The 12221-nt window shown below is 65.3% G+C and carries 11 protein-coding genes and 1 pseudogene; 4 read left to right on the plus strand and 8 right to left on the minus strand.

Annotation, left to right across the window (positions count from 1 at the left end; translation table 11 throughout):
• Positions 1-8: 8 nt before the first annotated feature.
• From E2K99_RS23455 to E2K99_RS23465, 3 genes and pseudogenes are all read right to left on the minus strand, one after another.
• Positions 9-929, minus strand: coding sequence for an SMP-30/gluconolactonase/LRE family protein (locus E2K99_RS23455; RefSeq protein WP_134223758.1), 921 nt, complete (start codon positions 927-929; stop codon positions 9-11).
• Positions 926-2271, minus strand: a pseudogene (locus E2K99_RS23460) (MFS transporter). The gene E2K99_RS23455 and the pseudogene E2K99_RS23460 overlap by 4 nt, the downstream one beginning before the upstream one ends.
• Before the next feature lie 11 nt (positions 2272-2282).
• The gene (locus E2K99_RS23465) at positions 2283-3230 is read right to left on the minus strand and encodes an amidohydrolase family protein (RefSeq protein ID WP_134134349.1); all 948 of its coding nucleotides are present in this window, start codon (positions 3228-3230) and stop codon (positions 2283-2285) included.
• Between the two features lie 127 nt (positions 3231-3357).
• Between E2K99_RS23465 and E2K99_RS23475 the strand changes: the two genes are divergently transcribed.
• Positions 3358-4239 (plus strand): LysR family transcriptional regulator, encoded by an 882-nt coding sequence (locus E2K99_RS23475; protein ID WP_039783253.1) that lies wholly within the window; start codon positions 3358-3360, stop codon positions 4237-4239.
• Positions 4240-4357: 118 nt separating this feature from the next.
• Here the strand turns inward: E2K99_RS23475 and E2K99_RS23480 are convergent, their stop codons facing one another.
• From E2K99_RS23480 to E2K99_RS23490, 3 genes are all read right to left on the minus strand, one after another.
• Positions 4358-4855 (minus strand): SgcJ/EcaC family oxidoreductase, encoded by a 498-nt coding sequence (locus E2K99_RS23480; RefSeq protein ID WP_134223759.1) that lies wholly within the window; start codon positions 4853-4855, stop codon positions 4358-4360.
• A gap of 168 nt (positions 4856-5023) precedes the next feature.
• The gene (locus tag E2K99_RS23485; RefSeq protein ID WP_134134346.1) at positions 5024-5707 is read right to left on the minus strand and encodes a response regulator transcription factor; all 684 of its coding nucleotides are present in this window, start codon (positions 5705-5707) and stop codon (positions 5024-5026) included.
• 12 nt (positions 5708-5719) lie between these two features.
• Positions 5720-7348: a sensor histidine kinase gene (locus tag E2K99_RS23490; RefSeq protein ID WP_134223760.1), complete on the minus strand. Its 1629-nt coding sequence runs from the start codon at positions 7346-7348 to the stop codon at positions 5720-5722.
• 154 nt (positions 7349-7502) lie between these two features.
• Between E2K99_RS23490 and E2K99_RS23495 the strand changes: the two genes are divergently transcribed.
• Positions 7503-8522: a GNAT family N-acetyltransferase gene (locus E2K99_RS23495; protein WP_240733808.1), complete on the plus strand. Its 1020-nt coding sequence runs from the start codon at positions 7503-7505 to the stop codon at positions 8520-8522.
• Positions 8523-8552: 30 nt separating this feature from the next.
• Here the strand turns inward: E2K99_RS23495 and E2K99_RS23500 are convergent, their stop codons facing one another.
• Together E2K99_RS23500 and E2K99_RS23505 are read right to left on the minus strand one after the other, a co-directional pair.
• Entirely contained in the window at positions 8553-8960 is a 408-nt protein-coding gene (locus E2K99_RS23500) for a DUF2000 family protein (RefSeq protein WP_134223762.1), read from the minus strand.
• Positions 8961-9008: 48 nt separating this feature from the next.
• Positions 9009-9884: an AraC family transcriptional regulator gene (locus tag E2K99_RS23505; RefSeq protein ID WP_134223763.1), complete on the minus strand. Its 876-nt coding sequence runs from the start codon at positions 9882-9884 to the stop codon at positions 9009-9011.
• A 274-nt stretch (positions 9885-10158) separates the two neighbouring features.
• Between E2K99_RS23505 and E2K99_RS23510 the strand changes: the two genes are divergently transcribed.
• A complete protein-coding gene (locus E2K99_RS23510) occupies positions 10159-10836 on the plus strand; it encodes a YitT family protein (protein WP_232729514.1) in 678 nt (225 codons plus the stop codon).
• Positions 10837-10951: 115 nt separating this feature from the next.
• Entirely contained in the window at positions 10952-12211 is a 1260-nt protein-coding gene (locus E2K99_RS23515; RefSeq protein ID WP_121040894.1) for a nitrate regulatory protein, read from the plus strand.
• Positions 12212-12221 lie beyond the last annotated feature (10 nt).

The following is a 12221-nucleotide window of genomic DNA, read 5'->3' on the forward strand; positions in this document are numbered from 1 at the left end:
GACCACGCTCAAGCGTGGGAATACATGGGCAGGCCGGCCACCGGCACGTCGGCGCGCAGGATGGATCCGGTCTGGGATTCGGTGATGAAGAGGCTCTTGCCATCCACTCCGCCAAAGGCCAGGTTGGTGGTCGAGATGCCGGCCGTGGAGCGGATGCGCAGCAAGGGTTCGGCGAACTTCGACAGACGCCAGATGGAACCGAAGCCGGTGTGGGCGATGTAGAGGCAGCTCTCGGCATCCAGCGCCAGGCCATCGGGACCGGCCATGCCGCCGTGCAGGTTGGCGAACACGCCGACCTTGCCGACCACGCCGTTGTGATGCAGCGGGATGCGCCAGATCTGCTGTGCCCGCGTGACCGCCACCAGCAGGTGATTCAGGGCCGGGTCGTAGACGATGCCGTTGGGGCTGGGGATAGTGTTGATGAGGCAGGTCAGTTGGCCATCAGGTGCCAGACGATACACGCGCCCGGTGGCATCCTGCAGGCCGGTCTGGCCCTGGTCGGTGAAATAGATCTCGCCCTTGGGACCGAACACCAGATCATTGACGCCCTTGAAGCCTTCCGAGCCGACCGTTTCCAGCAGCGGCGTGACGGTGCCGGTATCGGGATCGAGCTGCACCAGGCCGCGCTTGTAGTCGGTGATGACGATGCGGCCGCTCTTGTCGATCTTCAGGCCATTGGGCCAGCCGTCGTATTCAGTGACCAGTTCCCATTGGCCGTCCATGCTGATGCGGAAGATGCGGCCATAGGGAATGTCGGTGACGTACAGGCGGCCCTGGCGGTCGAAGGACGGGCCTTCGAGGAAGGAATCGATGGGCAGGCCGCCCCGGTTGGCATCGCCCCAGGCATTCTTGCGGGGGGTACGGAAATGATCGGGCAAGCGCGTGAAGACGCTGGCTTCGACCGTGGGAGGCGGGGCAAAGAAGCTCATGCTGTTTCCTTGGAAGTGGAAGGGGCACGGGACGGATCACCCAGTGCCAGCGTGATGACGGCACCCAGCAGCAAGGCACCGGCCACGAAGATCAGCGGATAGGTAAAGCCTTGGGTGCTTTCGCGGATGAAGCCGATCACCGACGGGCCGACGAAGCCGCCCAGGTTGCCGATGGAGACGATCAGCGCCAGGCCGCCGGCGGCCGCGCGGCCGGTCAGGAAGCCCGAAGGAATGGCCCAGAAGGTCGCCTGGAACGACAGGATCGACGCACCGCAATGGTGATGGCCAGCATCTTCAGCAGCGGCGTATGCAGGAAGGCCGAGATCGCCAGCGACAGCGCCGCCAGCACGATGGCCCCGGCCACGAAGAACAGGCGGTGCGCACTGCGATTGGCCAGGCGCGCCCACAGCGTCATGGCCACCGCGCCGACCAGGTAGGGAATGGCCGCCACCAGACCGACCTGGTGCGAGGGCAGTCCGAACTCGCGGATGATCTGCGGCAGCCACAGGCCGATGCTGAGCGAACCGAGGATGCCGCAGAAGTTGGCAGCGGCCAGCGCGAAGACACGCCAGTTGGTGAAGGCATCCTTCAACTTGTTGCCATGGCGGGCGGCCAGCACGTTCTGCTCGGTGGACAATTCGTTTTCCAGCCACTGCTTTTCAGAAGGCGTGAGCCAGGCCGCCTTGGACGGACGATCCGGCAGCAGGAACAGGCAGAGCACGCCCAGCAGCACGGCCGGCAGTGCCTCCAGCAGCAACAGCACCTGCCAGCCCTTGAAGCCCCACATGCCGTGCAATTCCATGAGCGCACCCGACAGCGGCGAACCGATGATGTTGGCCACCGGGATGCCGATCAGGAAAAAGGCCGTGGCCTTGCCGCGCCAGGCACCGGGGAACCACTGCGTGAAATACAGGTAGATGCCCGGCGTGAAGCCGGCCTCGGCCATGCCCAGCAGGAAGCGCGCCAGTGCAAAGCTCTTGGGGCCGACCACGAAGGCGGTGGCCATCGAGATCACGCCCCAGGAAATCATGATGCGCGAAATCCACATGCGCGCGCCGAAGCGATGCAGCGCCAGGTTGCTGGGAATCTCGAAGAAGAAGTAGCCGATGAAGAACAGACCCGCACCCAGACCGAACTGCGAGGGCGTCAGGCCCAGGTCCTTGTTCATGGTCAGCGCGGCGAAGCCGACGTTGATGCGGTCCAGATAGCTGACCACGTAACACAGCAGGATGAAGGGGATGAGGCGGCGCATCACCTTCTTCATCGTGGCTTCTTCGCTGACGGCGGCGGTGAAGCCGGCTGCGGCAGCGTGCGCCGCGGCTTGGGTGGAAACCTGCGACATGGTGTTCTCCGTCAGAATTGGTAAAGGCGGGCGGGGTTGTCGACCAGCACGGTGCGCAGCATCGCGTCGGACCCCAGCCATGTCGTCATCACATCGAGCAGGCGCGCATCATCGGGCTTGTGCTGCTCGGTCGGATGCGGCCAGTCGCTGCCCCACACGACCTGAGACGGTGCGGTCTGCACCAGGGTGCGGGCCAGCGGCGCGACATCCTCGTAATCGGGCGCACCACGCTTGCTGTAGAGGTAGGCACCGGAAAGCTTGACGCTGGCGCGCTGCTCGCGCATGAGTCCCGTCACGAAGTCGAAGACCGGATGGCCCGGACCGGCCTGCAGGGGGATACGCGCAAAGTGATCGAAGACCAGCGGCACCGGCAGCGCCGACAGCAGCGCGCGATTGGCCAGCAGCACGTCATTGGGCATGTTGACCTGGAGATGCCAGCCCAGCGCTGCCACGCGGCGCGCTAGAGGCTCCATCATCTCCACGGTGGTGACCGAGCCCAGCGCCAGGTTGAAGCGCAATCCGCGCACGCCGGCCTGATGCAGGCGCTGCAGCTCGGCATCGCTGACCTGGTCATTGACCACCGCCACGCCGCGGGCAGTCGCACCCAGTTGCGCCAGCGCATCGAGGGTGCAGCTGTTGTCCACGCCATAGGCCGAAGGTGTGACCACCACGTTGCGCGTCGTGCCCAGCCGCTGCTGCAGGCGGCGATACATGGGGACGGTGGCCGGAGCGTGCAGCAGCTTGGCACCCGGTGCCCATGCGAAACGCGGGTCGTAGATGTGCATGTGGCAATCACAGGCATCGGCGGGCAGGCGGCTGGCGGCGTGTTGCGTGCCGGCAGAGTGGGCATAGGGCTCGGTTTGCGCACGCGCCAGCGGCAGCCGGGCGATGGCACCGAGGCCGAGCGCGAGCCGTGTACTGTGCCGCAGGAAAGCGCGCCGGGAAGGCAGGTCTTGCATCGTGCTGGTCTCCGTGTTGTCGTCGCCGCAAAGGGCGAGGGTTCTTGTTTGGAGGGCAGTCTACGTGCGGGGATATTTAATGTATATTTGCTTTTATTTTGTTATCCATAACTTTCAGGAATGAATCATGGACTTCCGCGATCTCAAGTATTTCGCCGTCATCGCCGAGGAAGGGCACGTGGGACGGGCGGCCGAGCGGCTCTTCAAGACGCAGCCGGCGCTGACCAAGTGCATTGATCGCCTGGAAGAACAACTGGGCGCACCGCTGTTCGAACGCGTGGGTCGCGGCATCCGCCTGACACCGGTGGGCGAGGCGCTGCTGCACCGCGCACGCCGCATCAGCCTGATGATGGACGAGACCGCACGCGAGATCGGCGACTACGCGCACGGGCGCGAAGGCAACATCCGCCTGGGCTGCATCCCGACCCTGGCCGAACACATCCTGCCGGGCATCTGCCAGCAGTTGCTGGCCGAGGCGGAGAAGGTCACGATTGATCTGAAGGTGTCGATGAACGATGCCCTGCTGGAGGGCCTGAAGGCGGGGGAACTGGACGTGGTGCTGGGGCCGATGATCCAGGATGACGAGCTGTTTCACACCGAAGAAATCATGCGCGACGAGATGGTCGTGATGGCCAGCCCCAATCACCCCATCTTCGACCGCAAGATCCGGCTGCGCCATCTGCTGGAGTATCAATGGGTGCTGCCGGCGCAATCGGTACTGAGCCGGCAGTGGCTGGACAACGTCTTCGACCGTCATCACCTGTCGCGTCCCACGGTGCAGATCACCCCGACGGTGCTGAACATGATCATGCCGCTCATCGAGCGCAGCAATTTGCTGGGCTTTGCTTCCAAGCTGAACCTGCTGGCCGGGCGCAATCACCTGCGCGAAGTGGTATTGAAGGAAACCACCATGCTGCGCCGGATGGGATTGAGCTACCGGCGCGATACCTATCTCTCGCCGGCGGCACTGAGGCTGATCAAGATCATTCGCGGGACCGCGCTGGACTGATGGACAAGAGGCCCGCTGGTCCGCCCTGCGGCGCATGCCCATTCCCTTCGTCTTGGCGATGACAGCAGGACGAACCAGCGGAGCGATTTATCGTGATCCGCTGACCCGGCAATGCGCCTCAGCGAATCGCCTGCTCCGGCATGGCCGAGGAGTGATGGTGGGCGATGAGCCACTTGCCGTCCTGCCACTCATAGACATAGGTGTAGCGCGCCTGCACCTTCTTGCCATCGGCGAACTTGAAGGTGTAGGTGCCGACGTCCTGGGCCACGTTGCAGCCGATCTTGACGATGCGGCTGTCGATCGTGCCTTGCGGACCGCTCTTGAGGAACTTCACGAAATAGTCGCGAATCTCGGCCGGGTTGGTGCGCGGCTGGTTGGAGACGGTCGGAAGCAGCACGCCGTCGGCAGCATAGTTGGCCACGACCTGGTCCGGATCACCCGTGCGCAGGGAGGCATTCCAGCGATCGAACAAGGCTTCGATCTGCTTCGGGGTGGCGGCCGCGCAGGTGGCGCTGGCAGGCTGTGCGGCCGCTGCGGTCTGGGCCGCAGCCGGCAGGGCGGTGCCGATGCCAAAACCGGCCAGGGTCAACAGGGGGATGGCGATACGATAGTTCATCAGGTTTCCTCTCAGGGGGACTGGTTCAGATGCCGTCTCCGGCACCGCGCCACGAAGACGGCGCAACACCATTCTGGAGAGGCGAGATGAACCTCAACCCGCGATTTCCATGAAGGCTCGCTGAGCGGAAGATGAACGCAAGATGAACGGCGGCCGCTGGCCGGCCCTTCACGCAGGCTGATCGTCGAGGCGATAACCGAGTCCGCGCACGGTCTTGAGCAGGGGCAGATCGTGGCCCTCGTCGATCTTGCTGCGCAGGCGGCGAATGTAGACGTCGACGATGTTGGTCAGCGGATCCTCGTTGGCCCCCCAGACGTTGGAGAGGATGCGCTCGCGGCTGTAGAGCCGGCCCGGTGCGCTCATCAGCAATTCCAGAAAGGCCAGTTCCTTGGCCGTGAGCGTGATGGGCTTGCCGGCGCGCGTGACCTGCATGCGCTCGCGATCGAGCACCAGATCGGCCACTTCCAGCACGGTCGCCACGGTGCGCTGCTCGCGCCCGCGACGCAGCAGTGCCTCGATGCGGGCCAGCAATTCCTCAAAGGCGAAGGGCTTGGTGAGATAGTCGTCCGCCCCCAGGCGCAGGCCGGCGACGCGGTCGTCGACATCGCTGAGCGCCGTCAGCATCAGGATGGGGACGTGATTGCACTCGGCGCGCAGTGTCTGGCACAGTTCCAGCCCGGTCATGCCGGGCAGCATCACGTCCAGCAACAGCAGCGCATGCTCGCCTTCGCGGGCCAGCTGCAGGCCGTCCGGCCCGGTGCGCGCATGCTGTACGCGGTAGCCTTCGGCACGCAGTCCACGCGAGAGGAAATCGGCCACGCGGGCGTCGTCTTCGATGATGAGGATGTTCATGGTGATGCAGGATCAGTGGTCTCGGCTGCCGGATACCGGTGCGGGATGGCGCGGCAAGTCGATGGTGACGCAGGTCCCCTCTCCGGGTGTGCTCTGCAAACGGATCTCCCCATGGTGCGCATGCAGGATGGCGCGCGCGATCGACAGCCCGATGCCGGTACCATCGGCCCGATGCGCCCGCGCACGGCGGCCGCGCACGAAGCGCTCGAAGACCTGCGGCAATTCGTCGGCATCGATGCCGATGCCCTGGTCGGTGATCAAGATCTGCACCCGATCCGGCTGCTGCAGGCATTGCACGCTTACCACGGCCCCGCGCGGGGAATAGCGGATGGCATTGTCCAGCACGATCACGATGGCCTGGCGCAGGCGCTCCGCATCCGCCATCAGCCAGCAGGCATCGGCCTCCGGGAAAGGCAGGCGCTGCACGCTCACCTGATTGTCCGCGCCCAATGCTTCGGCAACGTCGGCCGCATCGGTGAGCAGTTCGTGCAGCTGGATGGGCTGCGGCTGCATCACGATCTGGTCGGCTTCGGCCTTGGCGATGAGCAGCAGGTCATTGATGCGGCCGGTGAGCTGCTTGCTGTCTTCGACGATGCGCTGCAGCGCCTGGCGATATTCCTGCGCCGGCTTGTCCGCGCCGCGCAGGGCGATCTCGGCTTCGCCACGGATGGCGGTGGTGGGGGTGCGCAATTCGTGGCCGAGATCGGCGAACAGCTGGCGTCGCCGCAGGTCGATGTGCTGCAGGGTTTCATGCGCATGGCGCAGTTCGCCGGTGCGCGCCTCCACGGCCTCTTCCAGCCGGCGCCGGGCGGCATCGGCATCGGCGCGGTGCTGCTGCAGTTCGGCGGCCATGGCATTGAAGCCCTCGGCGACGCGATCGAATTCATCGCCGGAACCGACCGGTACACGATGATCGAGCTGGCCCGCGCGCAAGGCGCGCACGCCGTCCAGCAAGCGTTCCAGCGGCCGTTGCAGGCGGCGTCCCAGGTGCAGCGCCAGCAGTGCCGCTCCCAGCAAGGTCATGATGACCATGAAGATGGCCTGGGTGCGTACCCGGTCCAGGCCGCGTTCGGTGGCCAGGCGCGCAATCGGCACCGCCTTGCGCTGGCGCTCGATGGCTCCGTTGAGCAGCTCGCGCAGGTCGCGTCCGCGCGCCATGTCGAAGACTTGATTGATCTCGCGCCAGACGCCCGAGAATTCGGCATCGCCCCGCAAGGGGGCCAGGGCCAGCAGGCGGGTCTGCACGGCGGCGATGTTGTCGCTCAGCAGGTCAGCCACGGACGCCAGCTGTTCGACATCGGCGGGGATCGGCACCTGGTCGCGCGCGGCGATCTCGGTCCACAGCGTGATGTCGCGCCGTGCCAGTTGCTGCAGGCGCGCGGCACTCTCCTGCATGCTGGCCAGCAGGCGGTCGCGTACCTCGGGCGAGGCATCGGCATCCATCAGCTGCTGCGAAGCCCACACGCGCAAGCGCTGCTTGTTGGCGGACAGTTCCAGCAACTCGGACTGGATGTCGCTGGCCAGCCGGCTGTGCTGCGCATAGTCATTGACGCGGTTGGCACCCCAATAGACGAAACCGGCCTGCACGCAGACCAGCACGACCAGCAAACCAAAGGCGAGAGAAAGCCTGAGACGAAACATGAGCGATGCACGAGGAGGGGCAGGGAACGTGGAGTGTACACGGAACAGATCACCGCAAGATCACGGCTGCCCGCAGCCGGCACGCCAGCCCCGACACGGGTATGCTGATAGCCCCGCTACCACCTGACCGATGCCCGCGCCCCGGTCCCGCAAGATGACCCGCTCTCCCCTGCTCCGCCTGGCCCCGCTGGCGCTGTTCCGGCAAACCCTCCCCTCGGATCTCGACCACCTGGTCGCCCTGCGCATCACCGCCATGCGTCCCAGCCTGGAGCAGATCGGGCGCTTCGATCCGCAACGTGCGCGCGAACGCTTCACCAGCGGCTTCGTGCCGGAAGTGACCTTCCACATCATGCAAGCGGGCCAGGCCGCAGGCTTCTTTGTGCTGGAGCGACAGACCGACAGGCTGCGGCTGCGTCATCTGTATCTGCATCCGGACTTCCAGCATGGTGGCCTCGGGGCGCAGGTGCTCAGGCGCATCCTCGCCGATGCCCGCCGCCATGGCTGCAGCGTGCAACTGGCCGCACTGCGCGACAGCCCTGCCAATGCCTTCTACCAGCGCCACGGCTTCGTGCAGACCGGCGAGGGAGAATGGGACATCCTTTACGAGCATCCCCGGTCTGCAGACGCCACCGCAGCGCATGCACCTGAAGCTTGCGTCATACGCTGGCTGGAGCACGCCGACCTGCCCGCGCTCGATACGATCCTGCGCCAGCATGTCCGCGATCTGCACGATGGCAGCGTGGTCGAGGCCGAGATCGCCGCCATCCGGCAAAGCATGAACGGCGAGCGGGATGCCGATGGGCGCTACCGCAGCTATCTGGTGGCGCGTGATGCGCAGGGCGTCGCGCTGGGCTGCATGGCGCTGTCGGGTCCGGATGCGCGCATCAGCAGCCATCTCGCACTGGATACGCAGGGACAAGGGAGCGCGCTCGAATTGCTCAATGTCTTCGTGCATCGCGACGCCATGCGCGGACGGGGAATCGGCCGTGCGCTTTTGCAAGCCGCCTGCGATGAGGCCCGTGCGGCCGGGGCCACCACATTGGTGGTCAACAGCGGGCCGCGCTATCGCGCCAGCTGGGGTTTTTACGACCACCTCTTCGATGCCAGCCACGGAATGATGATGGATTACTACGGCGCAGGCCGGCATGCCAAGGTGTGGAGCATGGCGCTCTGATGGCCTGATGGTCTGAGCGCTGCGGGCGTATTACGGATGCAGTATCAAACCCTTGGTGGCTTTTTCCACACCCTTCTTCGGGCCGCGCAAGGCGATGCCTACCAGGTCCAGGTTCTCCGCATCTTCAGCCAGAAAGACCTGGCGGTTGGCCTCGTCATGCCCGGTGGCAAACATGGGAAAGACATAGGCTGCCATCGTCAGCTCGCGAGCCAGCCCGATACGATGCGCGGCCTGCAACCCCGCCAGGTCCGCAGCGAAGATCAGGATGGGCTGGCCGCACAGTGGTGCATAGCGTCGGCCACTGGCATCCGCATACGCTGCGCCCAGTGACTCGGGTGCGGCGGCGGCAATGCCGGTGGCCAGAAAGGCGGTGACGTTCAGGCGCTGCCACATCGGCAGGTCATCGCGCACCAGGATGGCGATTTTGGTATCGAACATGCGGTCTTCCTTGAGCAGTCTTGAATCACCGCATCTTAGGAAATCGCATCAGCTCCCGGCTAGAACGTTTGTGCAGGCAAGGCGATAGGCCGCCGGCGTCATGCGATAGGCGCGCCGGAACCAGCGGCCGAGGTGGCTCTGGTCGGCAAAGCCGGTGTCGGCCGCCACCTGTGCCGGTTCAGCACCACCGGCGAGCAGACGGCGCGCCACGCGCAGGCGCAGTTGCACCAGATAGGCGTGAGGCGAACTGCCGAAGGCCGCACTGAACTGACGCGTCAGGCGAAAGCGATCCAGTCCGGAACACGCCACCAGATCGTCCAGGCTGAGATCCTCGGCCAGTTGCGCATGCATCAGTTCGCGCACCCTTTGCAGCGCGGGCGAGGCGGCCGCGCTGCCCTCACTGGCGGGAGCGCGGATCCTGCGCGCCAGCAAGACCAGCATGCGGTCCAGTGCCTCGTCACGCGCCAGCCGGCCTTCACGCTGGTGCAAGGCGAGGAAGGCCCGGTGGATGGCCTGTGCCAGGAGCACGTCATCGTGCAGGGTCTGGTCAAAGGAGGCAAAGCGCGACACGGCGGGCAACTGCAGCTGTCCGGCCATGGCGGACAACCAGGGCTGCGGCAGGTAGAGCATGGCGTAGGTAAAGCCGCTCTCGTGCGGCGCATGGCCGTCGTGGATGGCACCGGGCTCGATGAGGATGGACTTGCCAGGCGTGCTCACATGCGACGCGCGCCCGCAGCGAAAGCGCTGCACGCCCTGCAAGGTGACGCCGACCAGCATTTCGTCATGCGCATGCGGATCGTAGGCATGGCCCGAGAAATGCGCGCTGATGCTCTCGATGCCGCTGTCGTCGTCACGGCGCAGATCGACCCATTCGGTCTGCAGCACGCGCGGAGTGCCCTGATGCGGTGTCAAAGTGAAGTCCATATCGGATTCTAGCGCCGGACCGCCGGGTGGGTCGTCTTGGCCGTCCGCCCAAATGAACTTTCTGGCACATTTCCTGCTAGCCGAGAAGTGTTGCAGCGGCGCCGCGCCGCCTCATCCGGCGGTCGCCGCACTGCAACAAATCCTTTACCATGCGCACCTGCGGCGGCTGTCGGCGATTGAAGGCAGCTGCACACTGATGACTGGGTCAGCTTACCCGCCGGCCTGGCCATTGACGTGACGCGTTCGTTATCCACGATTGATGATTGGTATTGCCATGACGACTTCCACTGCGGATTCCTCGCCCTCCTCGCCGATTGCCTCCGCGCCTCCTGCGCGCGCAACGCCTCCTGCCACCCCGGCCGTGCGCCACAGCTGGATCGACAACCTGCAGGGCCAGCTCTTCGGGGTGGTGATGATCGCCTTCGGCATGTCCATGCTGCACAGCCTGGGCCTGATCATCGGCCAGATCGCCGGCGTGGCCTTCCTCGTGACCTATGCCACCGGGATCAGCTTCGGCATGGCCTTTACCCTCATCAACCTGCCCTTCTACCTGCTGGCCGCCTTGCGCATGGGCGCGGCCTTCACCTGGCGCACACTGGCGGCGGTGACAGCCGTGTCGGTCCTGACCAACGTGGCCGGCAACTACATCAGCTACAGCCACCTCGATCCCGCCGTCGGTGCCGTGCTGGCCGGTCTGTGCGTGGGCATTGGCCTGATCGGTTTGTTCCGCCACCAGGCAAGCTGCGGCGGCATGAGCATCCTGGCCACCTATGTGCAGGAACGCACCGGCTTCAAGGCCGGCTGGCTGCTCATGGGTTTCGACCTGGCGCTGTTTGCGACGGCGGCGCTGTTCCTGCCGATGGATCGCGTGTTCTATTCGCTGGTCGGCGCCATTACGATGAACCTGTTCGTGGCGTGGAATCATCGCTACGAGTGGTATATCGCCCGCTAGCGCTCGCAGGGGACGCGCCGGGCGGGGCGATTCCATTACAATCCGGGACATCCATGCATCGCACGAATCTTGCTCGCGATGCGGCCAGCCCTTGTGATTCTTAGCCCTGCCCGCCATGAGCCAAGTCCTGAACTACCTGATCACCGCCCGCCGCTGCGAAGCGGAAGAACTGCAACGCCTGGCACACACCTGCCAGCTGGTACTGACCGTCGGCAAGCTCATCCATTGCCTGCAGCAGGAACGCGGCCTCTCCAACATCTATCTCGGTTCGCGCGGCGAGCGTGATGCGCAGGCCTGGCAGGAGCGCGTGGCCGCCAGCCAGGCGGCCCAGTGCGAGTTCGACACCTGGCTCGGCTCCACCGTCCCCGACAACGCCCTCTCCAACGGCGCTCGCCTCTACACCCGCATCGCCTTCGCCCTGCATGCACTGGACGGGCTGCCCAAGCTGCGCGCCGATGTGGCCGCACTGGCCTGCACCCCGGCGGCCAGCTACGAGCGTTTCAAGACGGTGGTGGGTGCCCTGCTGGCGCTGGTATTCGAAGCCGCTGACGTGGCGGTGGATCCGCAGATTTCGCGGCTGTTGGTGGCGCTGTTCAACCTGATGCAAGGCAAGGAATTTGCCGGCCGCGAACGGGCCGCCGGCGCTGCCGCCTTCGTCACGGGCAAGATCACGCGCGAACAGGAACAGACCATCGAGACCCAGATCGAGATGCAGGAACAGGCCCTGCGCCGTTTCGAATCCTTCGCCGAAGGCTTCCGCAATGAATGGAGCGCCATGCAGGCCACGCTGCCGCTGGCCGATCTGGAACGCCTGCGCCGCAAGCTGCTCACCGCCCACGGCCGGCCGCTGGATCCCGAGCTGGCCGATGCCTGGTATCAGTGCTGCTCCACCCGGATGGATGGCCTGCATCGGGTCGAGATCCATCTCGCGCAATACGTGCAGTCGCAATGCCAGGACAAGATCCGCGAATTGCAGAAGGACCTGGACCATCAGGGCCAGTTCTTCACGCAGGCCGATGACCGTGATCCGCTGGCCTCGCTGACGGCCTTCGCCTCCGGCCTGGATGGCCAGCCGTTGCCGGACGGCTCGCTGAGCGCGGGCGTGGGCCCGCACCTGACCCAATCCATCGTCGACATCCTGCGCACCCAGTCCGAACGCCTGCAGAACCTGACTCAGGAACTGGCCACCGTGCGCGAGAGCCTGGAAGAACGCAAGCTCATCGAACGCGCCAAGGGCGTGCTGATGATGAAGCAGGGCCTCAACGAAGAGGCCGCCTATCGCCTGCTGCGCAAGCATGCGATGAACCAGAACCGGCGCATTGCCGAAGTGGCGCAGGCGATCCTGTCGCTGACCGAGATCCTGCCGGACGCCTGATCCGGCCTCC

Origin of the sequence: Herbaspirillum huttiense (assembly GCF_004367745.1) — a bacterium.
GTDB classification, from domain to species: domain Bacteria; phylum Pseudomonadota; class Gammaproteobacteria; order Burkholderiales; family Burkholderiaceae_D; genus Herbaspirillum; species Herbaspirillum huttiense.